Origin of the sequence: Thermococcus sp. MAR1, assembly GCF_012027305.1 — an archaeon.
In the GTDB taxonomy this organism is placed as follows: domain Archaea; phylum Methanobacteriota_B; class Thermococci; order Thermococcales; family Thermococcaceae; genus Thermococcus.
On sequence record NZ_SNUF01000001.1, the window covers coordinates 131,448 to 157,490 of the forward strand.

Genomic DNA, 26,043 nt, shown 5'->3' on the forward strand with positions numbered 1-26,043 from the left:
GCCCCTTTACTCTGGCGTGGGCACTATGATAATCATCGTGACTGGAATGCCAGGGTCTGGAAAGAGTAAAATCGTCAAGGAGTTCGAGAGGAGAGGCTTTCCGAGCGTTTCTATGGGGGACGTCGTGAGGGAGGAGACGGCAAAGCGCGGTCTGGAACTTACCAAGGAAAACGTTGCCAAGGTCAGCATACGGTTGAGGCAGGAGCTTGGCCAGAACGCGGTGGCAAAGCTTACCGTTGAGAAGGTCAAGGTTCTTCTGAAGGAGAGCCCTGTTGTAGTCATCGACGGAGTCCGCTCCCTCGATGAAGTTGGCACTTTTCGGAGTGCCTTTCCCGATGAGGAGATAGTGATAATCGCAGTCCACACACCTCCAAGGCTCCGCTTCGAGAGACTCAGAGCAAGGGGCAGACACGACGATCCGAGAACGTGGGAGGACTTCGAGGAGCGCGATTGGAAAGAGCTGAAATTCGGCATAGGGAACGTCATCGCAATGGCGGACTACATGGTGGTGAACGACTGTAGCAGGGAGGAGTACGGGGAGAGGGTGAGGGAGCTCGTTGACAGGATTCTATCCGAGCATTGAGTCGAGGAACAGCATCACGTAGAAGCCCAGGAAGAATCCCAGGGTTATCAGCGTGTCGCCCTTTTCTCCCCTGTATATCTCGGGTATCATCTCTTTGACCGTTACGTAGAGCATCGCCCCTCCTGCTAAACCGAGGCCGTAGGGCAAAAGCCAGGCAAAGAGGCTGAAGAAATACGCCCCAAGGAGTACCATCGCCATCTCGGCGAAGCCGCTCAGCACTCCCATCGCTATCGGCTGGAGGCGCTTCTTCTGTATCGTCGCGAGGGGCAGCGAGACGACCGTTCCCTCCGGAAAGTCCTGGATTCCGATGGCTATAGTGGTCACCAGACCGACCTCAAGGTTGTAGACGAGGGACGTCCCAACGGCGAGTCCCTCCGGTAGATTGTGGATTATCACCGCTATGACGAGAAGCCAGACCTTCCTCAGCTTGTCCTTCATGGATTTGGGTCCCTCGTAGCCTTTAACAAGGTGCTCGTGTGGGAGAAAGCGGTCTATGGCGTAGATGAGCAGTACCCCGAGTGCTATCCCGATTCCGGCAGGTGAAAAGGAGCCGGTGCTCTCTATCGCCGGCAGAATGAGGCTCGTGAAGGCCGCCACTATCATCACGCCTGCGGCGAAGCTGAGGGCAAAGTCAACGCCGCCCTCGGGGAGGCTCTTGGCGAATATCACCACCATAGCTCCGAGAGATGTCATGAGGGCGACGAAAAGTCCGGCATAGAAGGCAACCCACATGATTTCGCCGTTCGAGATGCTCAGTATCCACTCCGCAAGATTGGCCACGAAGTTCTCTAACACTATTAGGCCACCCTAACTACTTGGGCGGTTGGGTTTATAAGCCTTCCCGCGAGCTTCTTCTGGGTGAGAGGATGGAACTCTTCGAGGAAGTCGAGGTTGAGGCTTACGTTTACCCGACAGAGGACATCGAGAAGGTTAAGAAGGCGATGCTGAACCTTGTCCATGACCTGGAGTTCGAGGCGTTCGATAGGGGCGATTACGTCATTCTAACCGGTAAAACGAGAAGCAGGAAAGCGTTAAGCAGGCTCTACGAACTCTTCCGCGGCCAGGCAATACTCGACACAGCAAGGAGTTTTCTTGAGGAGGGCTACTTTGGCGAGGAGATCATCGTGAAGGTAAACAAGCAGGCGGCCTACGCTGGAGTTGTTAACTTCAACGAGGAATCCCCGCTGGGCCCGATAACGATAATCATAAGGACGAAAGACCCGCAGAGGTTGATGAAGTGGCTCGCACCGAGGACGAAGGATGGGGTGCCGATAGAGTAGCATCACGATGGGAGTCCTTAACTTTTGCTTTTGTCGCTTTTCAGATTTGTTCTGGACAATTGAAGCCTTAATTTTGCCAGGGAAATCGATTTTCGCTCTTTAGTTATTGTCACTTTTTGTTCCATTTTCTCGGATATTATGTAACGAAATTTTTTCGAAGTTTGGAATATGGCCGTGGTCTCGCCCCTTTCAGTCTAAACCCTATCAAAACTGTTTTTTCCTGGCTTTAGCTGGCTTACAGGCCATTTTTCGGGCTTTAAAGACCTTCTAAGTCCAGGGAAATCCCGTGAGCATCTGTGTTCATCAAGTTTTTTAGGCCCGGTAATCTTGGCTTGGGCTCCTTAAAGCGTTCCAGGGGTTCTGTTTTGGACGCCCCAATAGCTTCTTTTACGGCGGTTTCCAGAAAAGCTTAAATATTGGAAGTGGTTTAGGGCTTTATTGGGCAAATGGAGGGAAATTCCCGCCTGTTGCAATAAGACTCTAGGAGAATTGAAAGGGCGGTTGAGCGCGTAGGTCTCAGAAACCACCCGGAAAGTTGCAATAAGACTCTAGGAGAATTGAAAGCTCTGAAGCCATCTCGTAGCAGAGCATGAGCACGACAAGTTGCAATAAGACTCTAGGAGAATTGAAAGTTCTATATGACAGCCCCGCTGAAGCCATCTCGTAGCCGAGTTGCAATAAGACTCTAGGAGAATTGAAAGACCTTCATTTTTCACAACCTCCTTAAAGTTGTCCTCGTGTTGCAATAAGACTCTAGGAGAATTGAAAGCTGTACAACAAACTCATATGGGAGTGGTATGTGTGCGAGTTGCAATAAGACTCTAGGAGAATTGAAAGCAGCCTTGACCCCAGTTCCGGCGACAGCACGAGGTAGTGTTGCAATAAGACTCTAGGAGAATTGAAAGCATAATCGGACAGATCGGCAGGCTCAACCCCGGTGAGGTTGCAATAAGACTCTAGGAGAATTGAAAGGCATGTACTTCGAAGTGTCCTCCCCCGGCGGAGCCAAAGTTGCAATAAGACTCTAGGAGAATTGAAAGGAGATCGACACTTTTGACCACTTCTCGCCAGCTGACCTTTCAAGTTGCAATAAGACTCTAGGAGAATTGAAAGCTGGAAATGAAGGGCTACAAAAAGTAGGGCTCTACGGTTGCAATAAGACTCTAGGAGAATTTTGGGGGTTCTCATGCATTTAAGTCCGAGGGGGTGTGGGGGACGGAACGTCCCCCCGCAATAAGACTCCACGAGGATTAAAAAGATGAAAAACCTCACTCGGTTGCTTTTTTCTTCTTCCTTCTGCCCCAGCTGACCCCTGCCGTGAGGATTCTCTCCGTTGAGAACAGCCATGCCGTGGCGTAGAGTATGGCGACCGCCACCACAGTTAGGTAAGCCATGCTTATCGCTATCGGCGTGTAGCTGCTGAGGAGGACGTAGCGGTAGTCCACCACAGGATGTGTGAAGGGCACCGCCAGCAGGACGTACTTAACGAGGGCTGGAAGGTCGTTTATGTCGGTGTACATCAGCAGGAAGGCCGGAAATGCCAGGGGCAGGATAACCGCGCTGACCAGCGTTGTGGCGCTCTGGACGTCCTCTGCAAAGGTCGCCACTATCATGGCTAAGCTGAGGGCGATTATTATCGTCAGGAACACAACCAGGGCAAACATCAGCGCCCCCGTGGGGGTGACGACCAGACCCAGGTCTTCGAGGCTCACCCCGCTCGAACCCAGCCCAAAGGAGCTCATGTAGTAGCGCATGCCTATCATGTATGCTATAGCCGCTACCAGACCCATCATGGCCGTTCCGAATATCTTCGCCGCGACTATCTTCGTCCTCGCCACGGGGAGGGTGAGGAGCGTCTCCAGCGTCTTGTTCTCCTTCTCGCTCGCTATGGCTCCGGCCGCCATCTGGGAGGTTATCATGACCATCATGAAGACTATGAGCGGTATCGTGAAGGCCTGGGCCGCTATAACGCTTGAAACCGCGGTTGGAGACACGTTCACGACATTGTTGTTTATGACGGACTTGCTCTCGGTCCTTATCGGCTGTAGTATGGCGTCTGGATTGCCCGCGCCGAGGTTCTTCACCTTTATCCTGGCTATTTCGTCGCTGAGTATCCCGAGAACGGCGTTTATCCTGCCTTCGCTGACGCTCTCCTTTATGCCCGTGCTTATGCTCATGAAGATGCCGTATATCTCGACTGTGGCGGTCTCGTTGGCCTGGAGCTTGGCCGTGAAGTCTGGAGGAATGACCACGAGAACGTTCTGTTTCTGCTGGATGGCCTGTTGAATGGCCTCGTCAAGCGTCGTCGCGTTCACCACGGTTACCGTGACGTTAGGAGCAACCTCTAGGGCCTTTATCAGCAGGTTTCCGTAGGCTCCTTCGTCGAAGTTGACTATCGTGACCTGTGTCTCTCCCTGGGCCTGCTCCATGCCGATGTTCACGGCCTTTCCCATCACCGGAAGCAGTATCAGCGGGACGACCACGAGGCCAAAGACGAGCTTCTTGTCCCTGAAGAGGTTCCAGAGTTCTTTCTTGGCCATGACCCAGAAGTCGCTCAAGCTCCTTCACCCCCTATTGGCTCGCCGATGTTCACTCCGACAGCGCGCATGAAGACCTCCTCGAGGTTCTCTGCCTCGTACTTCTCCTTCAGTTCCTTTGGCGTTCCCACCTCTACTATCTGTCCCTCGTTTATCAGGGCGACCCGGTGGCAGAGGAACTCCACCTCAAGCATGTTGTGGCTTGAGAGCAGGAACGTAACCCCTTCAGTCCTTGAAAAGCGCCTTATCATCTGCCTTATGGCGTATGCGTTCACGATGTCAAGCCCACTGGCAGGTTCGTCCAGTATCGCGAGCTTGGGTTTTACCATCAGGGCCCTCGCTATGAGGAGCTTCCTCGTCATTCCCTTGGAGTATGTAGAAACCTTGTCGTCGAGCCTCTCGCCCAAACCGGAAAGCTTGACGCCGAGTTCGAGCATCTTTTTAGCTTTCCCCTCGTCCTTGGCGTACAGCTTCGCCATGAACTGAAGGTATTCGTAGCCGGTGAGGTTCTTGTACGCCCCAGCCTCCTCAGGCAGGTAGCTGATGATTTCCCTGACCCTGTCGGCCTCCTTCACCACGTCGTGGCCCGCTATTTTTGCCCTCCCCCCGGTCGGTTTGAGAAGGGTTGCGAGTATTTTCAGCGTCGTGCTCTTCCCGGCACCGTTGGGCCCTATTAGGCCAAATATTTCGCCCTCGTTGATGGAGAAGCTTATCCCCCTGAGGGCCTTCACCTTTCCGTAGTCCTTCTCCAGGTTCAGAACCTCAACCATTGCCATGCTTCCCACCCACCTTGTAAAGGAGCAGTCCAAGGGTGGCGAGCGCAACCCCAAAGAGAAAAACCACCCAGATTTCCGAGTATCCTCCGATGAATGCAGTTCCAAGTCCGATGGCGACTCCAAGCCAGCCGTTTAATTCGTGGTCGTTTTTAAAGCCGTGGTCGAGTCCCAGGAGCAGCGCCCCAACCATAACCAGCCCGAGCTCGATAAGGAGCAGGGGCGTGTTTACCCCCGTGCAGACCTCTCCGCTCGGCACTTTCATGCAAGCAAGTCTTTCAACCGGCGGCTTTGCCACGCCAAGCCCTATGCCGAGGAGATAAACCATCAGCCCGGCCAATTTCTTACTCATCCCCCTCACCATCGTAAAGGAATATATCCTCGATTTTAACGCCGAAAAAGCGCGCTATCTTGAAGGCCAGCCTCAGCGATGGGTCGTATTTACCCTTCTCAATCGCTATCACCGTCTGCCTCGTCACGCCTAAGGCCTTCGCCAGTTCCTCCTGGGTTAATCCTTTGGCTTCCCTTAGCTCTCGCAGGCGATTTTTCATGGGCTCACATCCTCCTGGCATAATAGGCTCTGAAGATCAGGTTGCCGAGGAATATGGTAGCGAATATCAGGACGGCGAGGTTGGTGCACCGTTCGTCCCTGAGAACCAGCCACGAGTAGTAGAGCGCCGCCACTGTAACGAGAAGGACGAGCTCCAGGGTTCTCGCCGCTGAGAGTTTGGCTATCTCGAAGGCCCTCTCGTCCGGGGGAACTCCAATGCTCATCATCGTCCGGGTCATGAAATGGCCCAGGAGTCCGCCTCCAATCAAGGCAACCAACGAGACCAAGATGAGTTCGTTCATTCACATCACCCGCTCATAATGGGCCTTCAGGAGTGCAGCGACCAGGACACCCGCTAACATCGGCAACAGGAGCCACTTCGAAAGCAGAACCACCGTTTCATAGTCGTGGCCAGCGAGCCAGATCAGTTCGTAGCCAAAAATGACGAAACCGAAGCCCATGCCTTGGTAAAAACTCTTCATGGTTATCAACTCGGTCCTTTCGTCCCTGACGGGTTCTACTTTTTTCTCGTAGGTCTTCGCAAGGACCCAAGTTCCGAGCCAGACGAGGGTGAAGAAGAACCAGCTTAGGTATGTGCTGGTTCGCGAGTAATAACTCATCAGGAAAATTGCCATGAAGAGAAAGACGAAGTGAATGACCCCAAACCTCATTCACATCACCCTCTCGTACCAGTACTGCGAGACCACAAGTGCTATCACGCCAAGTGTGAGCGGAATCAGCAGCTTTGTGGCGGTTTCTGTGTTCCCGTTTGAGTACTCCCAGAGGTACTCAGCGAAGAGGATTATGCTAATTACGGCAAATGCGTTTCTCGTACTTTTGGTGCTTATCATCTCGGTCCTCTCATCTTCTATTCTCCCCACCCTGGAGTTGTAGTACCGATTCAAGGCATAGACCATGAGAACACCCAGGAGTAAGATACTCACCGCCAGCGAGCCCTTTCCCGACTTGGTGGAGTATGCAAGACCGATGACAATCACGGCGATTAAACTAGCGAGCAGGCCCTCGTAGCTGAGCTTCACTCACATCACCCTCGCGTAATGGTGCTTCAGGTACAGTTTTAGGACCGAGGTCAGGACCATCAAACTAATGGCCAGGTAATAGGCGCTCCTCAGGCTTGGGTCGTTCTCGGAGAGAATGGAAAGCGCCACTACCGCAAAGGCTAAAGCCAACACCAGGGCCTGAAGGGTTCTCCGTGAGGCCATCTCCTCGATGCGGAGCGTTCTCTCGTCGCTGAATATTTCGCCGCGTTTTTTGAGCCAGTCCGCGTAGAGAAACGAGAGGGCTATCACCACAGCTAAAATCCCAAAAGCCATTGCCATGTTCCCCATCCACAGGGCAACTGCCAGTAAAGATGCAGTTGTCGCGGGGATTGCGTAGCCTATAATTCTCCATCTCTCCATGCTCCCACCATGTAAAGTTTCCTTTACGTAAAGCTTCCTTTACGTCCTTATAAGCCTTTCCCCTCAAAGTTTTTAAAGCAAAGGCAATAACTCAATCCGCGCGGGGGTTGCCGAGCCTGGCCAAAGGCGCGGGATTTAGGGTCCCGTCCCGTAGGGGTTCGCGGGTTCAAATCCCGTCCCCCGCACCATTACAAACTTTTGCTCCGCAAAAGTTTGATCAAAAGTGTGTGATTCTTCTCCCAACTGTGATTCTGAGAGCGTTTGCACTTTCCAACGGCTATTTTCTCAGGGAAATTCTCTTTAGGGGGTTATTAAACGGGGTTTCCTCTAAAAAGCGCTCCTTCGGAGCGCGCAAAAGTGTGAACCTAATGGTAACGGCTCTTAACTTTGAGGAATTTCACACATCCAAAGGTGCTATTGGAAAGCGCAAACACTCACCAAAAAGCTTCCTATCACAGGAATCACGAACTTTGATGAAACTTTGCACAGACAAAGTTTCTTTGGTCAAGCTTTGCGCAAGCAAAGGTTGCTGGGGGGCTACCACCCCCACACCCCCACTCAGCCCTTGCTTTGCAGGTTGAGGCAGGGCCTCAATACCTCGGGAAGCTTCGCTTCCCAAGGAACGCTGGCGGAAGATTAGGTGCTTTTCTAAGAATTGGCAAGTTCTGAAGTGGGTTTTCATTTACTCGCTCCTTTGTGAGTGTTTCACTCTCTAAAGGCGCCCTTCGGGCGCCGATAAAAATGTGAAACTGCTTGGAGGCTTGAGTTAAAAGTCAAACCCGCTTTTTGATTGTACTTGAGCATCGCACAACTGTTTTTCTGCCAGTTTAATGGAATGACCTTTTGATCAAACTTTGCGTTACAAAGTTTGTTTGCTGGGCAAAGTTTCATTAAAGTTCGTGATTCCTTTTAAAAAAGCGTGCTTTGGAGTGGATTTCTTTGAGGACTGCTTTTTTGGCAGAAATGGATTCACTCCAGAGAGACGTTTCAGAAGGGTTCAAGCGTTTTTAGCGCTCCGAAGGAGCGCAGGCATGGCAGAACCCACGTGGGGGTTTTAGCACGTTTGTGAATCCGGCCTTTAACGTCCCGTTTCTGGTTTAAATCTCTCTTGGAGCGGCTGGGGAAATGAATCACCTGTTTTGATGAAACTTTTCGCTAGAAAAGTTTCCTCACGGCATCTTGAGCTCGGTCCTCACTTCCTCGTCCATCAGGACGAAGAGGATCAGGGCAGACAGCAGGGTCAGCGTTATTGCCGGAATTGAAAGGCTAACCATCACCCAGAGGAGTCCAAAGAGAAGGTCGAGGAGGGCTATATAGGCCGCTAAATCCACGAGGATATCGTGCCCTCTCCAGACCCCGTGGGCGAAGAGCAGGTGCACGCTCCCAACGAGGATGTAGCCAAAAAACGTGTACTTTTCCCCAAAACTCATCACGGCTATACCGTAGAAGAAAACCCCGAGTAATGTAAAGAAAAAACGACGAAGGGCTTAGGCCGCATCGCCGAGCTCCTCCACTGGGAGCTTCATCCTCGAGACCGCTATAAGGGTCAGGATTCCTATGAGCGGCATGAGGGCCAGTTCTCCCAGGGCCAGGCCGGTGCTCTGTCTCGCGAGTACGTCCGTTATCGTTGGAGCTATGGCGTTGGCCGAGTTGGAGATGAGACCAAGGGCAAAGCTGGCCTTCGGAAAGATGTTCCTTGGATACGTGGCCGGGGCACTGGTCCAAAATGCTGGCCCGGTTCCCTGGAGAGCTCCAATGAGGATCACCGACGCGAGGGCAAGGGTGTAGTTGCCGGCGAGCATGGCCCTGCCGTAGATCAGCAGGCCGATAAAGGCAACCGCGTAGGAGAATATCATGACCTGCACGATGGCCTTGAAGAGGCCCCTAGCGTTCGGGTTCTTCTTGGATAGCATGTAGCCGACGTAGCCCATGCCTATGCTCCAGAGTGCCTTGGATATGTTGAGGCTCGTGCTGAGCGTTGCCACGTGTTCCTTCGTCCACCCGATTTCATAGCCGAGGGATGCGGAGAACCCTATGATGGTGAATATGACCCAGAGGGCCGGGAAGAATGTGAAGCCGAGCACCCAGGTGAAGGGCATCTTCCAGACGCTTGCCTTTTCGGTCCCCTCGGTCTTGTGGATTATCTCAAAGTCCTCAACGAAGAACCACCAGAGGGAGAGAACCGCGTACATTATGAGGACCGTGACCCAGAAACCGCCCTTCCACCCAAGAGCCTCGACGGCGTACTTGGCGCTCATGCTTCCAAACACACCGCCCCAGAAGATGCCAGAGAGGATTATACCCTTGGCGAAGGGTCTTTCAGCCACAAAGAAATGTGCTATCTGAGTGCTGAAGAGGGGCACGAGCGTGACGACGAAACCCTGGATGAACCTGAGGAAGACGACGACGTACCAGTTGGGGGCAAGTGGAATGAGCGCCTGCGCTATCGCCGCCCAGCTGAGCGCTATGGCAACGCTCTTCTTGAAGCTTCCCTCGTATATCCTGGTGTGGCCGAGAAGGAACGCTATGAACAAACCAAAGACGTACGCTATGTGCTGCCATTCGTACTCCGCGCTGCTTATCCCGAAGTGGGCGATTATATCCGGCTTTGCGACGGCCATCATGGTCAGGGTTCCGAAGCCGGCCGTCATGACCAACGTGTCAAGCAGGACTGAACTCCACCGTTTGTCCATGATTTATCCCTCCTAGAGCTTTCCGAATATCATGAGGATTCCAAAAACAATGAAAATTGCTCCGGCGAATTTGTGGACAATCTCAAGGGGCACCATGTCGCCGAGCTTGTCGCCGAGTAGCGCCCCGATGAGGTTAACCGCTGCAAGGCCAAGAATGGCCCCCATAAACGCTACCTTCCATCCGTATCTGGACGCGAAGGCCATAGTTGCCAGCTGGGTCTTGTCTCCGAGCTCGGCTAGAAAAATGGCGAAGAAGATGGCCAGAACGCCGTCCATCCCTTTCCCCCGCTAGAGCTTTGACAGTGCCTCGTTCATTCTCTGCATTGCCTCAATGAGCTGGCTCTTCTTGGTCGCGTAGCTTATCCTTATCCATCCCTCACCGGCCTTTCCAAAGGCCGTGCCCGGTATGACGACGACGCGCGCGTTCTCCAAGAGCCAGTCGGCGAAGTCTTCGCTGCTCATGTCGAGGCTTGGGTCTATCTTTGCCCAGATGTAGAACGCTCCTTTTGGCTTGAACGGGGTGATATAGGGCATCTTGTGAAGGTATTTGAGTACGAGCTTCCTCCTCTCCGCGTAGGTCTCGCGCATCTTTTCAACGGCCTCCCAACTACGCTTGTCGCGAAGGGCCGTGATTCCCGCTATCTGGATGAAAGAGGTAACGTTGCCTATGACGTAGGCGTGGAGCTTTATCATGTCCCTGATGACCTGTGTTGGCGCTATGGTAAAGCCGAGGCGCCAACCGGTCATTGCGAACGTCTTTGAGAAGCTGTTCGCCAGAATCGTGTTGTCGGGGGCGTACTTTATCATCGGGTAGTGCTTCGCTCCCTCGTAGAGGAAGTGTTCGTAGGGCTCATCGCTCAGGATGTAGAGGTTGTAATCCTCGGCTATGTCGGCTATGGCCTTAACGGTCTTCTTCTTGAGAATCGCTCCCGTTGGGTTGTTTGGGTAGTTGAGAACCAGCATCCTGGTGCGCTTGGTTATCGCCTCGACGAGTTCATCCGGGTCGACCTGAAACTCGTTCTCCTCCCTGAGGGGTATCCTGATGATGCCGGCCTCGGCTATCTTTGCGTCCTCAACATAGCAGACAAAGGCCGGGTCAGGGATTATAACATCATCGTCCTGTTCAAGGAGTGTCTGGAAGGCCAGATAGGTCGCCTCGTAAGCGCCGGCTGTCACGATTATATCGTTTGGAGAAACGTCAACCTTGTAGTGGGTCTTATAGTACTCCGCTATGGCCTCACGGAACTCCGGAATGCCCGCGTTGGGCGTGTAGTGAGTGTAACCTTCATCGATGGCTCTCTTGGCGGCCTCCTTGACGACATCGGGAGTATCGAAGTCAGGTTCACCTATGCCCAAGGAGATAACGTTCTCCATCTTCTTAGCCTTCTCAAAAAGTTCCCTGATTTTCGAGCGCTGAATGAGGTTTATTCTGCCAGCAAGGAAATACTTGCGCTTTTTATACTTCATGAGCATCACCTCAGGCACTTCGAAAATGAGGAAGGGATTTTATAAACCTATCCTCCGAGGGGTACAGAAATAGGCATAGGAAGCCTACAAAACTTCAACGAGTGCTGCTTTTTCAAAAAAAGTTTTCACTTTTTCCGCGTCACAACCGGTGGGCGGGAGCTCGTTCAGTCCAAATTCACGCAGGACCTCCAACGCCTTCTCGCGCGTTCCGAAGATCACCAGATAGTTCTCGCCGTTTTTTATGCCATTTTGGGCTATGGCGTCTTTTATCTGGAGTGTCCCTGCCAGGCGGATCAGCAGTTCTCCCCCAAGAGTCCTCGCGTGATTTGTCCCTCTCCCAAATGAGCGGAGTGCCAGTAGGGCCGCGAACGCCACAACCTCCCAGCATTCGGCGCTGACTATCTGAACGTCTCCCCTAAGCTTCGGAATAAGCTCTTCGGCATCCTTCACGTACACCTTTGTGACGTGAAGTTTTTCAGTTATTCCCATCATCGAGTTCCCCGAAATCGGGTGAAATATTCGACGTTAAAACCCTTTCTACTCCCCGATTTTTGCGGATCTGAATCATTTTTTGTATTATGAAATTTTTTTAAAAAATTTTTGAAATTGATAATATTATAATATTAACATCCAGCCGCAAAGTATTTAACTAATTAAATCACTAGTTATTTCAGCGGCTTACTGAACTGGGTGGTGCAGGGATGAGCAAAATGCGTATCATCAGTGTACAGCTCCCCCAGGGCCTGATTAACGCCATGGATCAGCTGGTCAAGAAGGGTGTCTATCCCAGCAGGAGCGAAATTATCAGGGAAGCCATTCGCGAGCTTTTAAAGAAGGAGCTCTATCAGCTGGAGACTGAGGAACGCTCAACGCCTGACTACATCCTGAAATAAGCCGCTAAAATCATGACTTTAAATCACTATCATCCGAAACCAGACGTATTGAGGGGGTTGGGGCGATGGTATTTAAACTCCTGGAACAAGCCGGAATAAAACTCGACTTGGACGACGAGCCCAGAACTGCGAAGTTTGATAGATTCTCCGACGAAAATCTTGAGGACCTGATACGGATCGTCATAGTAGGTGTCGGCGGTTCTGGAAACAACACCATAACCAGGCTCTATGAGCTTGGCGTTCAGGGCGCGGAGCTCATAGCCATGAACACCGATGCCCAGCATCTTGCCAGGACGAAGGCGCACAGGAAGCTTCTTCTCGGCAAGGAGATAACGCAGGGCAAGGGTTCCGGTGGGAACCCGGAGATAGGCTATCGCGCGGCAGAGGCGAGCGCCCACGAGATTGCCGAGACCATTGGTGACGCCGATCTTGTGTTCATAACCGCTGGTATGGGTAACGGCACCGGTACGGGCGCTGCTCCCGTTGTTGCCAAGGTCATAAAGGAGCGTGCCAGGCACAACGGCCGCTTTAGGGAGCCCCTTGTAGTAAGCGTTGTGACCTATCCGTTCAAGAACGAGGGTAAGATAAGGATTGAGAAGGCCAAAGCGGGAATAAAGGCCCTCATGTACTACTCCGACACTGTCATCATAATCGAAAACGACAAGCTCCTCAAGCTCGTTCCGAAGCTTCCCATCAATGCCGCCTTCCGCTTCGCCGATGAGATAATAGCCAGGATGGTCAAGGGCATCACCGAGACCATCAAACTACCTTCCATGGTCAACATCGACTTCGCCGATGTTTACAGCGTCATGCACAACGGAGGTGCCGCTCTGATAGGAATCGGTGAGAGCGACTCCAGCAACAGAGCGGTTGATGCCGTCAAGAACGCCCTTGAGAACAAGATGCTTGAGGTCGAGTACGGCAGCGGCGATAGGGCACTCGTCCACTTTACCGTTGGTCCAGACGTGAGCCTCGGCGAGATAAACGACGCTATGAACATCGTCTACGAGAAGCTCGGCGAGAAGAGCGAGATCAAGTGGGGTGCGAGGATAGACGAGGACATGGGCAAAGTCGTCCGTGCCATGGTCATCATGACCGGCGTTAAAAGCCCGCACATCCTGGGTGGAGAGCACGCCCTCCGCGTTAGCTCCTCCTTCAAGGAGAACATCATAACCCCCGAACCGGTTAAGCCTTTCAAGTCTGAGGACAACGGCTTCGACAAGATATTCACGACGATATCCAAGAAGGAGAAGAAGGAACTCCCTGCCTACGCCAAGAGGGTTCTCGAGGACTTCATCGACATCACCTGACTCTCTCTTTACCTTTGGCAGGTGATTCTATGGCAGTAGTTATCAGCATAGCCAATCAGAAGGGCGGGGTTGGGAAGACTACTCTGGCCATGAACCTTGGCCATGCTTTGGCCGGGATGGGTAAGAGGGTTCTTCTCGTTGACATAGACCCGCAGTTCAATCTGACCTTCGGATTGATAGGCATGGACGTCCTCCAGTACGGGGACAGCAACGTGGGAACGCTGATGACCCGGGAGAGCGACATCGAGGACACCATCCTTGAGGTGAGGGAGAACCTCCACCTAATTCCAAGCCACCTAAATCTTTCCGCCAGGGAGATAGAGATTATCAACGCCTACAACCGTGAAAGGCGTCTTGAGAAAGCTCTAACTCCAATACTGCCCGATTACGACTATGTTCTCATAGACAACCCGCCCAGCATGGGCATCTTCCTAGTCAACTCACTCACCGCTTCGGACTACGTTCTCATACCCCTTGAGCTGAGCTACTTCGGTGTCATAGGTATGCAGCTTATGTTCAACCTCATGCGCATGATCCGCGAGGAGACCAACGAGAACCTGAAGCTTCTCGGCCTCGTCCCCAACAAGTTCACCCGCCAGACGAAGGTCCCAAAGATGCGCCTCAAGGAGCTTAAGGCCACCTACCCCGATGCCCCAATACTGACGACGATTCCGAAGGCGATAGCCCTGGAGAAGGCCCAGAGCCAGGGGATGAGCATATTCGAATTCGACGGGGATGGTAGAGCCTCCAAGGCCCTTCTAAAACTTGCGAGAGAGGTGGTTGAAATTGTCGAAGGATAAAATCCCCAAGCTTTTTGACGGCTCCGTTAACGAGCTCACCAAGCCAAGGCCCAAAAAGGACCGGAAGGCCAAGTCCAAGGACATGAAGAAGGAGAAGAAGCAGAAGACACTCTACGTCAGCCTCGACATGAACAGGAAGCTCATTGAGCTCTACGGCGAGGAGGGCAGAAGGCAGAGCGTCATAGTTGAGGACGCGGTCAACCTCTACTACTACCTGAAGCTGGCATTGGGGGAGAAGAAGTTCGATGAGCTGATGAGTGCTGTGAAAAGGGAAGACCCTGAGTTCCTGCGGGAGTATATGGGAAGATTCAAACTCTGACGTTAATCCAGAGCGCTTAATCCAGGGATAAAATCAGCCCCTAAAATCACGTCCCAACTCCCTCTAATTTCGATAAAAATAAGCCCCTGGTGAAATCAGATCTAAAATCACTCGCAGTACGTTTCTATTATTCTCTGGATTATCTTGCTGGTCTTCGCCCGGTCGCTCTTGTAGAGGTAGGGTATCCTTATCACGTTGGCCTCTATCCCGTGCTTTCTCAGCTCCTCCTTGAGGCGCTCGCAGCTGAAGGCCTGGTCAGGCCCTATTGCAACGATGTCCGGGTTTATCCGCTTCACCAGCTCGTAGTCTATTCCTCCGGGGGAACCTATGTAAACCTCGTCCACGACTTTAAGAGCCCTCAGAAGTTCCGCCCTGTCCTCAGCGCTGTTCACTGGTTCCCGACGCTTCTGCCTTCTGACGGTCTCATCGTGGGCGACTATCACTATCAGCTCATCTCCCAGGGCCTTGGCTTGGGTAAGAAAGTGGATGTGGCCGACGTGAAGGAGGTCAAAAACCCCGCCGACGAGAACGCGGATTTTTCTCCTTCCCTCCTCGATCCCGCTCATCTCAGCCCACCGTGAGTTCCCATATTCTGTCCTTGGCGTGATGGATGTTCTTCACCGCCTTGCCCTTGGGCTTCTCCTTCATTGCCTTTCCGTCCATCAGGGCAATGCCTATGGCCAAAGGCCTTCCGTAGTCCTCCTCCACCACGAAGACGAAATCGCCCTCCTTTATGCCCTCATCAGCGTCGGTTATTCCCGCCGCCATGACGTCGGCTCCCTTGATTATGAACGGCACCGCGCCAGCATCGACCACGACGCGCCTCGGCCACTTTCTCAAATCCTCTTCGTTGGAGAGCTCGTAGAGCGCTATGACGAGGGGGAATATCAGTCCCTTCCTCCTTATGAAGAAAGGCCTGCCGTTAACTAGGAGTATCTCCGTCGTCCTATCAAACTCAGCAACTTCGACACGGTCCTTTTTGCTGAGCATCTTCCCCGCTATCTCCTCACCGAAAATTTTGCCCATTTCGCGGATTATCTCCTTGATCTCCTTCTTACTAAGCGGATGCTTGACCTTCAGCTCCATCCTTACACCCCCGCTATCTCCTCGTGAAGCCTCCTTGCGGCTTCCCTCGGATTTTCACTCGCGTATATCGAGCGCCCCACTATGATGTAGTCGGCACCGGCCTTTAAAACCTCTCTAGCTCTGCCCCCCTGGGCCCCAATCCCTGGGGTCAGGATTCTGATTTCCGGCTTCAGTTTCGAGCGTATGTACGAAACGCGCTCTGGTCTCGTGGCGGGTGCTATGACCCCAAAGGGCTCGAGCTCGTTGACCAGCTCGATCAGCCTATCAGTCACCGGCTGGATGAATTCCCTCGCCCCGGGATGGCTCATCTCCACGACGATTATGGTCTTCCCAAGTTCCATAACGGCCTCAACGCTGTCCTTCCCAACGAAACCGTGCGCTATTATGTAGTCCGCCCCGACCTCGAAAACTTTGCTCGCTATCAGCCTGTTGGTGTTTGGTATGTCCGCCAGTTTGAGGTCGGCTATTATAGGCAGCCCCGTAACCTGCTTGAGCTCGGTGATGATATTCAGTCCCGAGCCTATTATCAGCGGCCAGTTCACCTTCACTGCCCACAGGTAGTCCGCCGTGCATTCGGCTATCTCAAGTGCCCTCTCCCTCTCGTACACGTCGAGTGCGAGAATAAGCTTCCTCATGCCTTCACCTCACGAGGGACTTTATCTCCTCAGGTAGCTCATCGCCCTTGAGTGTCAGGGCGACGTGGTAGGCGCTCTTCATGGCGTCGTCCTCTTTCTCCGCCCAGGTTACCACGACGAGGTCGCCGTCCTCCAGCCTGAACGCTCCCTTAACCTTCTCGGCCAGTTCGGGCATCGTCTCGCTCAGTGGCCTTCCGTCCTCCGGAAAGACGGGTTCACCATCTCTCACGGCGAGAATCATGGCCCCTTTCGCGAAGAATCTTATGGCTTCATCCCGTAGCTCGATGCTCTTGAACTCCCCAGCATCTTTCACCGTTAGTGCGAAGGCGGGATATCCCTCAACCTCCCCGATACGGTGGACCTCGGAGAAATGCTTGGAAATTTCCTCTAGGAGCTCCATTCCCTTCTCGTTGAGCGAGTGTCCGCGCTGGGTGGAGCTTATGACCTCGAGGGCGGCAAGCTTCTTCAAAAGCGTTCTAACGCTTCCCTCTCCGAGATCAAGAACATCTGATATGGCCTTTCTCCCCGTCGGATTCTGAAGCATGAAAAGAACCGCAACTGCATCCTCGAAGGTGAACTCAGGATAGGCTCCCCTCTTCCAGCTCATCGGCTTCCCTCCGAGAAAAATAGGGCAAGGGGATTAAAAAGTTTTAGAGAATCAGAACCAACGCGGCTCCAGACCGGCCCAAATGCGCATCTTCTCGTGGGCGATGATGCGCGGTATGTTCGGCCTGTCCCTCGGTCCCGGGTTCTTCATGTAGAAGGCGTTGACCTCGTAGACGGTTCCGAAGGCCTTCTTCTCGACCGCTATCTTTCCGAGCCTTGCCAGATCAACGAGCAGGCCCGCTAAAGCTGGACTGTCGTTTATCCTGCCGGTAATGACCAGCTCATCGTGGGCACCGTTGAAGCTGACGTACTCGATGTGCATCGCTATGAACTTCTTGTCGCCGAGAGGCTCCAGGAATCCAGTGGGCTTGATGTAGTGCGGCGCGTCGTAGCCGAGGAGCTCCTTGACGACCGAGCTCTTGGTGAACTCCTTGCTCTTGTTCCTCTCCTTGTCGGTCAAAGCCAGGAAGTCGTTGTTTCCGCCGATGTTGAACTGGGCTATGTCAAGCACATACCTGTTCCTCTGGGCTAGGTGGCTGAGTATATCAGCTGTGAGCGGGGTTGCGCCGGTGGCCCCGTCGTCGCCGAAGATTACCATGTTGCTCTCCTTGGCAAGCTCGACAAATGCTGGATCGTTGGCTATAAGCGTTGGAATCGCGTTGACGAAGGCAGCCCCGCCAACCTCCTTGGCGTACTGGGCTATCGCGTAGGCGTAAACCTGGGTCGCCGTAAGTCTCTCCCTGTTGTCCTCGGCGATGGCCTTCTCAAGCTCCTCCCTGCTTCCGAAGGGGACAAAAGCTTCGGTGGTGCAGACGTTGATGAAGACCTCTGCCTTGAGCTCCTTCCACTCGTTAACGAGGTGCTCGACTGCTTCCTTGAGAGTCATCTCGTCCTCAAGGCCGGTAGCTTCGATCGGAAGGTTCCTGAGGCTCCTCAGGTGGATCCCCTTTCTGATTGTGATGCCCTTGAGGCTCTCCGGGGCCTCTGGGTCGTAGGCTTTGACGACCTCGTGGAGGTCCCTTCCAACCTTGCTTTTATCAACGTCGTAGGAACCGACTATCTCAATCTCCCTGATTTTGATCGGGAGCTCATCGGCTAGGGGGACGCCGTACGGCTCCATCTTTCCGGCCTTTATCTTCTCCAGACCGCTCGCGAAGATGCTGGCAACGTAGCCCTGTCCGAGTACAACAACCCTGACCATCTCCTCCACCTCCTTTGCTTGCGGTAAATTATTTTACAGCAGTTAAATAGTTTTTGGTTGAAAAACGGTTTTATGGATTTTTGAACATTCTCTCCGTACTTGTTTGTCTGAATACCGCTCACAGAGCCCAGTCCAAAAATTTTATAAATAACAAAATCTGAATAAAAGATGGAATCAGTTCGCTTTCTAAAATAAGCCCTCCGAGCCTTTTTGGGCTCGCTTTTGAAAACTTCGGAGGGTGATGGCCATGAGGGCCGCGGCGCTGTGGCTGATTGCACTGGTGATCTTAGGAGTAATCGCCAGCGGTTGCATAGGCGGCGAGGAAGCGAAGACTTCTCAGGCTGAGGTTCAGCTTACGGGAGACTTCACCAAGGACGTGGTGGAGATAGGAAAAATTCTGGAGCAGAACGGGGTTAAGGAGGTTAAGTTCTCGGCCTGGGGTTCCGGCGATCCGAACAGCGTAATGAGGGTTTACGGAATAGTTGAAGCCGCGAGGAGGATAAACAAAATCTGGGCCGACAACGGGATCAACGTCAAAATCGTGGTAACCGAGACCCACTACGTTGCCTCCTTCCAGGATGCCTACAAGGAGTACCTCAGCAAGCAGCCCCTAGGGCAGGCCGGGGACTTCTTCGTGAACAGCTACGCCTTCCTGCCGACGCTGGCGGACGAAGGCTACATACTCGACATGACTGACTACGCCAAAGCCTATCAGAGCGTTATCGACGACTTCTACCCGTCCCTGATTGAGGCCTCAAAGTACAACGGAAAACTCTACGGCCTTCCGCAGGACACCGAGGCAAGGCCGCTCTACATAAGGAATGACGTTGCTCAAAAGATAGGGTTCGACCTCAACGGTCTCGATGAGAAGGTTAAGAACGGCGAGTTCACCTGGAGTGACGTCTACTATTGGGCCAAGAAGGCCAAGGACGAAGGTGCCGTCGAGTGGGGCCTCATCCACAGGAAAGGCTCCGCTCACCCCGATCTGATACAGTTCATCTTCGCCTTCGGTGGAAAGCTCTACGACCCAAACACCGGAAAGCTCGTCGTTGACGTTCCTGCAGTCTACAAGTGGCTCTACGTTGAGTGGAAGTTCGCCCGCGATGGCCTTCTTCCGGAGGACATAATGAGCTGGGACTGGGCCAAGCAGATACACCCCACCATAGTCGAAGGCAGGACGCTCTTCGACATAGGCGGAACATGGTACTGGACCGAGTGGCAGACCAAGCAGTACTACGCCAAGGGCGGAACGCCGAGGGGCCTGAAGCCTGAAGAGGTCAAAGCATGGTTCTACTACACCCTCTTCCCTGCCGGAGAGAGGGGAGACAAGCCTGTAACCCTCAGCCAGCCCTTTGTCTGGATGATAAACTCCAAGGCGGGCCAGCTGAACCCGAAGTACGACGAGCTCAAAGACGTTTACCACAAGCTCGCCTTCCTGATGCTCATAAAGGCCAGCGACCCGGACATAAACGCCATACACAGCGTCATCTCTGCCCACCTGCCCGTGAGAAAGGAGGCGGCCAAGCTTATCAAGGACGAGAAGTGGCTCAACGACCTCAAAGCGCTCAACCTCGACCTTAGCGACGAGGTGAAGAGCAACATCAAAGACATAGTTGAAGCCACCGTCAACCCGATAAACGCCCAGTTCCTCGCTGATGTCAGCTACATGCTTGAATACACCCACCTCGCCCCGGCCCACCCGAAGTACCCGGCCCTAGCGGATATCTTCAAGGATGCAGTTGACAAGGTTCTAAGGGGCGAGATGACCCCTGAGGAGGCCGTCAACTACATCATACAGAAGGTCAACGCTGATCCGGAGCTCAAAGACAGCGTCGAGGTGCAGGGGGAGATACCAAAGGACTGGAAGTTTCCCCAGGGCTGAGGTGATTTCATGAGGAAGGGAAAGCTCAGGGACCTTTCCTTCTTTCTTTCTCCAATGGTTCTGATGGTGTTTCTGTTCTATTTGATTCCCTTAGTTATGACCGTCTACATAAGCATGACCAGGATGAGGAACTGGAACGTTGACAGGTACCTTACCGAGTTCGTCGGCCTCTACAACTACGAGAGGCTCTTCTACATGTTTCAGCACGACCCAACGTTTAAGGCCGTTATACTGACTACCGTTGTCTTCGTTGGAATAACGCTCATTATAAACGTTTTCGGTGGCCTTGCGCTGGCCCTTGCGACCTTCTTCATCGATGAGAAGCCAGCATCTTCGTACAGGCTCCTCTGGCTCCTTCCCAGGATGTCGCCGATAGCGGTTTACAGCCTTGTCTGGTACTACTTCTTCCACGGGAGTGAAATCGGAACGCTGAATTCAATCCTAATGAGCCTCGGCATCATCTCGGAGCCTATCCCCTGGGGCCAGGTAACGCCCTGGGGGGCGTGGAGCGTTATAATTTTCGTCAATGGCCTTGTTGGTGTGAGCTTTGGGATGATAGTCTTCACCTCGGCCCTGAATCAGATACCCAGAGAGCTCGTCATAGCCGCGAGGGTTGATGGCGCATCTTCCTGGCAGATATCGAGGCGGATTCTGATTCCTATGATTAAATGGCACCTCCTATATGTGCTCACATGGCAGTTCCTCAGCCTGCTGACGACCTATCCACACCTCTTCCTGCTCGTCCAGTGGGACCTCGTCAACAGGGACTATGGAACAACTTTGGCTCTCTACGTCTTCAACACGGCCTTCGGCAGGGGAGAGCAGGATCAGGGGCTGGCGGCTGCAGCAGCTGTCATACTCTCCATAATCGGAATCCTTGGTGGCTTCGTGACGCTCAAGGTCCTCAAGTTTGAAAAGATGATGAAAAAGCCCAGGGGGGACTTCTGATGAGGGACGTGGAAACGAGACCCAAGAGGTACGAACGGCTCATAATCCTCGCCCTTCTCCTTGCGAGCCTCCCGCTCATCCTGGGCTTTTCCCTGCTCGTCCTTTCGAGCCTCAGCACGGAAATGATCACCAACCTCGACCCCAGCTCCTTCCACCTGACGCTTGAGAACTGGATAAACCTCTTCCAGGGGAGGATAGCCACTACCGGTGGAATAAGGGTCAACATATGGCGCATAACCCTCAACACACTCATAGTGGCCCTCGGCGTTGCCGGCGTCGTTACCGGGATAAGCACCCTAGCCGGCTACTCCCTCTCAAGGATAGACTTCCGCGGAAGGAAGACCATGATGGTCCTCCTCCTCGTCCTCCACGCCTTCCCGGGCGTTGCCCTCATAGTAGGAGTTTACCTCCTCTACCGCCTCACGTTCCCCCAGAACTATGAGGTCGTCGGGCTCTACTCCTTCGCGTACGTCATACTGGCGAGGGCCGCATTAGAGATACCCATGTCGATCTGGCTCATGAAGGGCTTCTTTGACACCATCCCCTGGGAGTTCGAGTGGTCGGGAATTATAGACGGCGCCTCGCGGATAACCGTCTGGAGAAAGATAATGTTGCCCCTCATAAAGCCCGGAATTCTGGCGGTTGCCCTCTTCGCCTTCCTCGCCGGCTGGCAGGACATAATCTACGTGAGAACCTTCCTCGTCTATCCCACGCTCGCGACTTTCATAGAGGCCAACATAGAGGCAGAGTACTCCCACATGCCCCTGATAGCCGCCGCCGGAACGTTCTACCTCCTCCCCACGATAATATTCTTCATCACTGCCCAGCAGCTCCTCCTCCAGGGCTACTCGGGTGGAATAAAGGGCTGAGGTGGTTGAAGTGGTTAAGGTCACGCTGGAGGACATCACGAAGAGGTTCGGCGACTTTGAGGCCCTCAAGCGGGTAAGCCTTGAGATAGCCGACAAGGAGTTCATGGCGCTCCTCGGACCGAGTGGAAGTGGCAAGTCAACGCTCCTCTACACGATAGCAGGAATTTATCGGCCAACAAGCGGGAAGATATACTTCGACGGCAGGGACGTTACCGATGTTCCACCGAAGGACAGGAACGTCGGTCTGGTCTTTCAGAACTGGGCACTCTACCCCCACATGAAGGTCTTCGACAACATAGCCTTCCCTCTTGAGCTTAGAAAGGCACCGAAGGACGAGATAGCCAAAAAGGTCAGGGAAGTTGCGGAGATGCTCCGTATAGAGAACCTCCTCGAAAGATATCCCTGGCAACTTTCAGGTGGGCAGCAGCAGAGGGTTGCCATAGCGAGGGCCCTGGTCAAAGAGCCGGACGTCCTCCTGCTCGACGAGCCGCTGAGCAACCTCGACGCGCTCCTGAGGCTTGAGGTAAGGGCCGAGCTCAAGAGGCTCCAGAAGGAGCTTGGTATCACAGCTGTTTACGTCACCCACGACCAGGCCGAGGCCTTGGCAATGGCCGACAGGATAGCCGTGATAAGGGAAGGGGTGATACTCCAAGTCGGAAGCCCAGACGACGTCTATTACAGACCGAAGTACCGCTTCGTCGGCGGCTTTCTTGGAAGCCCGCCCATGAACTTCGTCGAGGCAGAGATTGAAGACGGCCAGCTGAATGTCTATGGAAGCAGGATTCCGGTTCCGGCCCAGTATCGGGGGCTGATTGAGAAACTCGGTGTCACGGAGGTTATTCTTGGCTTCAGGCCGCACGATGCGGAGGTCGTTAAGGAAAAAACTGAAGGACTCGCCGGAACGGTCTATTCCTTCGAGCCCCTTGGCAGGGAGCAGATAGTCACGGTCTCGGTCAACGGAGCCTTTGTCAAGGTTTTTGCCCCTGAGGGGGAGCACTTCAGCTTCGGCGAACCTGTAACGGTGAAACTCCGGGAGGAGAGGATAGTCCTCTTCGACAGGAAGACGGAGAAGGCCCTTGAGTTCCTTGAAGATTGAACTCAAACCTTTGCCCTTTTTACCAGCCACGCCGTCATAACCACCCGCAGGTGCGTGAGCACGGCGAGTAGGAGGAAGAGTGCCTTAATCGAAGCCCCGACCGGATACAGAAGGAAGAGCATGGTGGTGAAGATTCTCTCGTCCCTCTTGCCGGGGAGCTTTCTGAGGGCGGTAATCGAGCCGTAGGCGTCCTCACCGTAGGCGGCCTTGAACCTCTCGGTCGAGTAGCTCACCATCACCGAGCCGAGGAGTGCCAAGAGGGCGATTAGATACCAGAGAGACTCGGTAAGGGTCGAATAGGCCAGGAGGGCCAGAAACGTGCCGTCAACGTAGCGGTCGAGGATGGAGTCGATGTAGCCCCCGAACCTGCTCGTCATCATCTGGGCTCTCGCCAGCTCGCCGTCAACGCCGTCGAGGATTGAGCTAATCTGATACAGTATTCCCGCCAGCGGAAGGCTGACGAGCGTCAGAAAGGCCGAAATCACTCCGAGGGCAAATGTAATGAGGGTCATCTGGTTCGGGGTGACTTTCTCGGCGAGGAGGCAGCTTATCTCGGTTGAAACTTTCCTGTTGAGGTGCCTGCTGATGAACCCGTCGCCCGTTCCCTTCACCGCGGTCTTGACGAGCATCCTCTTGGCCATCTTAAGGTCAGAGGGCGTGTCAACATCAATCCAGGGGAGGCCGTCGAGGAAGGTAACTGGCAGTTCGGCCCTCTTAACAATCTCGCTTAAGGGGTAGTCTCCTCCTCTCTCCCTCTCCAGCGCATCTGTTATCTCGAATATTGTGTCATCGAGGACAAAGAAGCCCGTATCGACCGCGTCCCATCCCTCAAGCTTCTTCCCTATCTCCGTCACCCTGCCGTTTTCAACCTTGAGCTTCGTCGCCTCGCCCACGTCCGTCCATCTCGGTTTTCTATCGGCTATCAGGCCGCTTCCCCTAAGGGCTTCCCTGATGAATTCCTCACCGTAAACGTGGTCGCCCATCACCAGAACGAATCTTCCAGAGACGTGGTTTTTGACCAGGTGGAGGGAGTGCCCGTTGCCCTTTTCCGGCTCGGAGTTGATTACCAGCTCGGCGTTGAAGCCGTGCCTCTCCAAGAACTCACGGTAAAGTCCTGCATAGCGTTCGTTGGTGACTATCACGAACCTCTCAACGCCGTTTTGTCCGAGGAGGGTAAGCGTCCGGTACAGGATCTCCCTCCGGGCGACTTTCAGGAGCCCCTTGGGCCTCTTCCCCATCCTCGTCCCCAGGCCTGCCACCAGAATTACCGCCGTTTTTGGCACCATTGGCATCACCTTTTTAAAGCCCCCGCCGAGCCTCTCTCAAGTGATGGTTATCCGACCAATGATTTGAAGCTTTCGGGTGAGAGAGATGCGCGTTGCCGTGCTGTATTCGGGCGGGAAGGACTCTAACTACGCCCTCTACTGGGCGCTTAGGCAGGGATTTGAGGTCAGGTACCTCGTCTCGATGGTAAGCGAGAGCGACGAGAGCTACATGTACCACGTGCCGAACATCCACCTCACAGAGCTCCAGGCGAAGGCGATAGGAATTCCCCTCGTCAAGGGCTTCACCAGCGGCGAGAAGGAGAAGGAAGTTGAGGACATGAAGGCCGTCCTTGAGGGGCTTAAGATAGACGGCGTCGTTGCCGGTGCCCTGGCCAGTGAGTACCAGAAGAAGCGCGTTGACAGGGTAGCAAAGGAGCTTGGCATAGAGAGCTTTGCCCCGGCCTGGCACCGCGACCCAATCGAGTATATGCGCGAGATAATCGGCATCTTTGATGTTGTCATGGTCGGCACGGCCGCCTACGGCCTCGACGAGAGCTGGCTCGGAAGGAGGATTGACGAGAAAGCGTTGGAGGAACTTGTGAAGCTCCATGAGAAGTACAAAATTCACGTCGCCGGTGAGGGCGGTGAGTTCGAGACCTTTGTGAGAGATGCCCCCTTCTTCAGGGCGAGGATAGTCTTCGATGAGGTCGAGAAGAAGTGGAGCGAATGCAGCTATTCGGGCGTGCTTGAGGTGAGGAAGGCGCATTTGGAGCTAAAATGATGGGAAGTTACTCGAACTTCCCACTTTTGACGTAGGTTACGTAGAACTTGGTTCCCTCGGGGACGTTTTTGATGTCAACGCTTATCCCATCCGGTTCCCCATTCTGAGTGAAGTGCAAAGTTATCAGGCCTTCGTATACCATCGGCACCGCCAGGACATATGAGTTCCCATCTGGGTCATCCGAGGCCATGTTGAGGGCTAAACCGGTGAGAACCGGCGCAATCTCCATGCTGAAATAATATCCGGTCATCCCGTAGTGTTTCTCGCTCGTTCCGTAATCAAGATGGTAGTACTTTTCCACTCTGAGCTCTTGGGTTATTGAAATAACCTTCCCTCTCCAGACTTTTTCCTCTTTTAAGTCCTCAAAGGAGATGAATTCACCTTTTTCCGGGGAGTACTCCACTTCATAAATAACGGTCTCATGGGACAGCCCCAGATCAAATATCCCTGTGAGATAGTTGTAGAACTCTTTAACGTCCTCAACCTGTGGAACCTCTTCCCAGTTTCCAGCTCTCACGTGATACATCTTGTATCCGTTCTTAGTCGCTATTTCAAAACCGTGTTCTCCGCTGAAGGAATATGGGTCTTGGTACCATGCTCCACCGGACTCTATAATTCCAATTGAGCTTATCCAACTGGCATCTATGTACAACGCACTAACGTCGATGTAGTTCTTTTCCGAGATGTAGCTCTCATCTGGCACTGCGAGGAGAAAGACTTCAGAGTCGTTGGCATATGTTATCACAGCCGCATGGGGATACTCAATGTCTGGACTCACAATTACGTGCAAAACGTCGGCATGGAAGAGCATGGCGCCCGTTGGGACCGTTTCTTTGGGAGTTGTCTCCGAAGTTTCCGTTGAAGTAATCGATTGCACGGAACTTGAGGTTGCTACGGTCTCTTGCGGAGGATAAGAACCCTCGATTGAGCTATTCTCCAAGCCAGGCCCTATGTATCCGCGGGCCAATAACAATCCAGCTACAAGCAAAACTACCATTGCAAGTAGCATCTTTTTCATAGATACGTCACCACCCTTCTACAGGTAAAA

General features: G+C 53.4%; 32 protein-coding genes, 1 tRNA gene and 1 CRISPR repeat array. Of the genes, 12 read left to right on the top strand and 21 right to left on the bottom strand.

What is annotated here, in order from left to right; all coding sequences use genetic code 11:
* Window positions 1-25 precede the first annotated feature (25 nt).
* Window positions 26-583 carry a dephospho-CoA kinase gene (locus E3E25_RS00720; protein ID WP_167891440.1) on the top strand — a complete coding sequence of 186 codons (558 nt, stop codon included), beginning with the start codon at window positions 26-28 and terminating at the stop codon, window positions 581-583.
* On the opposite strand, the gene E3E25_RS00725 is transcribed toward E3E25_RS00720, so the two are convergent.
* Window positions 569-1,378, bottom strand: a complete 810-nt coding sequence (locus E3E25_RS00725; protein ID WP_167891441.1) for a ZIP family metal transporter — start codon at window positions 1,376-1,378, stop codon at window positions 569-571. The two genes, E3E25_RS00720 and E3E25_RS00725, sit on opposite strands and share 15 nt — an antisense overlap.
* Window positions 1,379-1,449: 71 nt before the next feature.
* Between E3E25_RS00725 and E3E25_RS00730 the strand changes: the two genes are divergently transcribed.
* The gene (locus tag E3E25_RS00730; protein ID WP_167891442.1) at window positions 1,450-1,863 is read left to right on the top strand and encodes an RNA-binding domain-containing protein; all 414 of its coding nucleotides are present in this window, start codon (window positions 1,450-1,452) and stop codon (window positions 1,861-1,863) included.
* A gap of 466 nt (window positions 1,864-2,329) precedes the next feature.
* Window positions 2,330-3,042: direct repeats of the CRISPR family, unit length 30 nt; unit sequence GTTGCAATAAGACTCTAGGAGAATTGAAAG.
* Window positions 3,043-3,131: 89 nt separating this feature from the next.
* On the opposite strand, the gene E3E25_RS00735 is transcribed toward E3E25_RS00730, so the two are convergent.
* From E3E25_RS00735 to E3E25_RS00770, 8 genes are read right to left on the bottom strand one after another with little or no spacing between them, the layout of a single operon-like run.
* Entirely contained in the window at window positions 3,132-4,421 is a 1,290-nt protein-coding gene (locus E3E25_RS00735; protein ID WP_167891443.1) for an ABC transporter permease, read from the bottom strand.
* A complete protein-coding gene (locus E3E25_RS00740) occupies window positions 4,418-5,176 on the bottom strand; it encodes an ABC transporter ATP-binding protein (protein ID WP_167891444.1) in 759 nt (252 codons plus the stop codon). The genes E3E25_RS00735 and E3E25_RS00740 overlap by 4 nt, the downstream gene beginning before the upstream one ends.
* Entirely contained in the window at window positions 5,163-5,525 is a 363-nt protein-coding gene (locus E3E25_RS00745; protein ID WP_167891445.1) for a hypothetical protein, read from the bottom strand. Before E3E25_RS00745 ends, E3E25_RS00740 begins: the two co-directional genes overlap by 14 nt.
* The gene (locus E3E25_RS00750; protein ID WP_167891446.1) at window positions 5,518-5,724 is read right to left on the bottom strand and encodes a helix-turn-helix transcriptional regulator; all 207 of its coding nucleotides are present in this window, start codon (window positions 5,722-5,724) and stop codon (window positions 5,518-5,520) included. The genes E3E25_RS00745 and E3E25_RS00750 overlap by 8 nt, the downstream gene beginning before the upstream one ends.
* 4 nt (window positions 5,725-5,728) lie before the next feature.
* Window positions 5,729-6,025 (bottom strand): DUF2178 domain-containing protein, encoded by a 297-nt coding sequence (locus E3E25_RS00755; protein ID WP_167891447.1) that lies wholly within the window; start codon window positions 6,023-6,025, stop codon window positions 5,729-5,731.
* Window positions 6,026-6,394: a hypothetical protein gene (locus tag E3E25_RS00760; RefSeq protein WP_167891448.1), complete on the bottom strand. Its 369-nt coding sequence runs from the start codon at window positions 6,392-6,394 to the stop codon at window positions 6,026-6,028.
* Window positions 6,395-6,763, bottom strand: coding sequence for a DUF2178 domain-containing protein (locus E3E25_RS00765; protein WP_167891449.1), 369 nt, complete (start codon window positions 6,761-6,763; stop codon window positions 6,395-6,397).
* Entirely contained in the window at window positions 6,764-7,144 is a 381-nt protein-coding gene (locus E3E25_RS00770; RefSeq protein ID WP_167891450.1) for a DUF2178 domain-containing protein, read from the bottom strand. It lies immediately after the preceding gene.
* A 100-nt stretch (window positions 7,145-7,244) separates the two neighbouring features.
* Between E3E25_RS00770 and E3E25_RS00775 the strand changes: the two genes are divergently transcribed.
* A tRNA-Leu gene (locus tag E3E25_RS00775) sits at window positions 7,245-7,332 on the top strand.
* Window positions 7,333-8,313: 981 nt separating this feature from the next.
* On the opposite strand, the gene E3E25_RS00780 is transcribed toward E3E25_RS00775, so the two are convergent.
* The 5 genes from E3E25_RS00780 to cgi121 all read right to left on the bottom strand — a co-directional run bounded on the left by E3E25_RS00780 (window position 8,314) and on the right by cgi121 (window position 11,796).
* On the bottom strand, window positions 8,314-8,574 hold the full coding sequence (locus tag E3E25_RS00780) for a hypothetical protein (RefSeq protein WP_240910736.1): 261 nt from the start codon (window positions 8,572-8,574) through the stop codon (window positions 8,314-8,316).
* A gap of 57 nt (window positions 8,575-8,631) precedes the next feature.
* A complete protein-coding gene (locus tag E3E25_RS00785) occupies window positions 8,632-9,837 on the bottom strand; it encodes an MFS transporter (protein WP_167891451.1) in 1,206 nt (401 codons plus the stop codon).
* A 12-nt stretch (window positions 9,838-9,849) separates the two neighbouring features.
* A complete protein-coding gene (locus tag E3E25_RS00790) occupies window positions 9,850-10,113 on the bottom strand; it encodes a TMEM165/GDT1 family protein (protein WP_167891452.1) in 264 nt (87 codons plus the stop codon).
* Between the two features lie 12 nt (window positions 10,114-10,125).
* Window positions 10,126-11,304, bottom strand: a complete 1,179-nt coding sequence (locus E3E25_RS00795) for a pyridoxal phosphate-dependent aminotransferase (RefSeq protein WP_167892553.1) — start codon at window positions 11,302-11,304, stop codon at window positions 10,126-10,128.
* 84 nt (window positions 11,305-11,388) lie between these two features.
* Window positions 11,389-11,796, bottom strand: coding sequence for a KEOPS complex subunit Cgi121 (cgi121, locus tag E3E25_RS00800; RefSeq protein WP_167891453.1), 408 nt, complete (start codon window positions 11,794-11,796; stop codon window positions 11,389-11,391).
* A gap of 209 nt (window positions 11,797-12,005) precedes the next feature.
* Here cgi121 and E3E25_RS00805 point away from each other — a divergent pair, with 209 nt between their 5' ends.
* The 4 genes from E3E25_RS00805 (at window position 12,006) to E3E25_RS00820 (ending at window position 14,626) form a co-directional block, all read left to right on the top strand.
* The gene (locus E3E25_RS00805) at window positions 12,006-12,197 is read left to right on the top strand and encodes a ribbon-helix-helix domain-containing protein (RefSeq protein WP_088180914.1); all 192 of its coding nucleotides are present in this window, start codon (window positions 12,006-12,008) and stop codon (window positions 12,195-12,197) included.
* A gap of 65 nt (window positions 12,198-12,262) precedes the next feature.
* Window positions 12,263-13,507: a cell division protein FtsZ gene (gene ftsZ, locus E3E25_RS00810; RefSeq protein ID WP_167891454.1), complete on the top strand. Its 1,245-nt coding sequence runs from the start codon at window positions 12,263-12,265 to the stop codon at window positions 13,505-13,507.
* Between the two features lie 29 nt (window positions 13,508-13,536).
* A complete protein-coding gene (locus tag E3E25_RS00815) occupies window positions 13,537-14,307 on the top strand; it encodes a ParA family protein (RefSeq protein ID WP_167891455.1) in 771 nt (256 codons plus the stop codon).
* Complete coding sequence (locus tag E3E25_RS00820) at window positions 14,294-14,626, top strand: CopG family transcriptional regulator (RefSeq protein ID WP_167891456.1); 333 nt, start codon at window positions 14,294-14,296, stop codon at window positions 14,624-14,626. The genes E3E25_RS00815 and E3E25_RS00820 overlap by 14 nt, the downstream gene beginning before the upstream one ends.
* 107 nt (window positions 14,627-14,733) lie before the next feature.
* On the opposite strand, the gene E3E25_RS00825 is transcribed toward E3E25_RS00820, so the two are convergent.
* From E3E25_RS00825 to E3E25_RS00845, 5 genes are read right to left on the bottom strand one after another with little or no spacing between them, the layout of a single operon-like run.
* The gene (locus tag E3E25_RS00825; protein ID WP_167891457.1) at window positions 14,734-15,192 is read right to left on the bottom strand and encodes an adenylyltransferase/cytidyltransferase family protein; all 459 of its coding nucleotides are present in this window, start codon (window positions 15,190-15,192) and stop codon (window positions 14,734-14,736) included.
* Between the two features lies 1 nt (window position 15,193).
* Window positions 15,194-15,712: an RNA-binding protein gene (locus E3E25_RS00830; RefSeq protein WP_167891458.1), complete on the bottom strand. Its 519-nt coding sequence runs from the start codon at window positions 15,710-15,712 to the stop codon at window positions 15,194-15,196.
* Window positions 15,713-15,714: 2 nt separating this feature from the next.
* Complete coding sequence (pyrF, locus tag E3E25_RS00835; RefSeq protein WP_167891459.1) at window positions 15,715-16,347, bottom strand: orotidine-5'-phosphate decarboxylase; 633 nt, start codon at window positions 16,345-16,347, stop codon at window positions 15,715-15,717.
* Between the two features lie 4 nt (window positions 16,348-16,351).
* The gene (locus E3E25_RS00840) at window positions 16,352-16,954 is read right to left on the bottom strand and encodes a DUF4443 domain-containing protein (RefSeq protein ID WP_167891460.1); all 603 of its coding nucleotides are present in this window, start codon (window positions 16,952-16,954) and stop codon (window positions 16,352-16,354) included.
* Window positions 16,955-17,005: 51 nt separating this feature from the next.
* Window positions 17,006-18,154: an inositol-3-phosphate synthase gene (locus E3E25_RS00845; RefSeq protein WP_167891461.1), complete on the bottom strand. Its 1,149-nt coding sequence runs from the start codon at window positions 18,152-18,154 to the stop codon at window positions 17,006-17,008.
* Between the two features lie 247 nt (window positions 18,155-18,401).
* On the opposite strand from E3E25_RS00845, the gene E3E25_RS00850 reads away from it, so the two are divergent.
* The 4 genes from E3E25_RS00850 to E3E25_RS00865 are packed head-to-tail and all read left to right on the top strand — an operon-like array spanning window position 18,402 to window position 22,949.
* Window positions 18,402-20,036, top strand: coding sequence for an extracellular solute-binding protein (locus E3E25_RS00850; RefSeq protein WP_167892554.1), 1,635 nt, complete (start codon window positions 18,402-18,404; stop codon window positions 20,034-20,036).
* 9 nt (window positions 20,037-20,045) lie between these two features.
* Window positions 20,046-20,984, top strand: coding sequence for a carbohydrate ABC transporter permease (locus E3E25_RS00855; protein ID WP_167891462.1), 939 nt, complete (start codon window positions 20,046-20,048; stop codon window positions 20,982-20,984).
* Window positions 20,984-21,853, top strand: coding sequence for a carbohydrate ABC transporter permease (locus tag E3E25_RS00860; protein WP_167891463.1), 870 nt, complete (start codon window positions 20,984-20,986; stop codon window positions 21,851-21,853). The genes E3E25_RS00855 and E3E25_RS00860 overlap by 1 nt, the downstream gene beginning before the upstream one ends.
* Window positions 21,854-21,863: 10 nt before the next feature.
* Window positions 21,864-22,949: an ABC transporter ATP-binding protein gene (locus E3E25_RS00865; RefSeq protein ID WP_167891464.1), complete on the top strand. Its 1,086-nt coding sequence runs from the start codon at window positions 21,864-21,866 to the stop codon at window positions 22,947-22,949.
* A 2-nt stretch (window positions 22,950-22,951) separates the two neighbouring features.
* Here E3E25_RS00865 and E3E25_RS00870 read toward each other — a convergent pair whose 3' ends face one another.
* Window positions 22,952-24,235, bottom strand: a complete 1,284-nt coding sequence (locus tag E3E25_RS00870; protein ID WP_167891465.1) for a bifunctional L-myo-inositol-1-phosphate cytidylyltransferase/CDP-L-myo-inositol myo-inositolphosphotransferase — start codon at window positions 24,233-24,235, stop codon at window positions 22,952-22,954.
* Window positions 24,236-24,320: 85 nt separating this feature from the next.
* Between E3E25_RS00870 and E3E25_RS00875 the strand changes: the two genes are divergently transcribed.
* Entirely contained in the window at window positions 24,321-24,995 is a 675-nt protein-coding gene (locus tag E3E25_RS00875; protein ID WP_167891466.1) for a TIGR00289 family protein, read from the top strand.
* Window positions 24,996-25,002: 7 nt separating this feature from the next.
* Here E3E25_RS00875 and E3E25_RS00880 read toward each other — a convergent pair whose 3' ends face one another.
* Window positions 25,003-26,013 (bottom strand): hypothetical protein, encoded by a 1,011-nt coding sequence (locus E3E25_RS00880; RefSeq protein WP_167891467.1) that lies wholly within the window; start codon window positions 26,011-26,013, stop codon window positions 25,003-25,005.
* Between the last annotated feature and the right edge of the window lie 30 nt (window positions 26,014-26,043).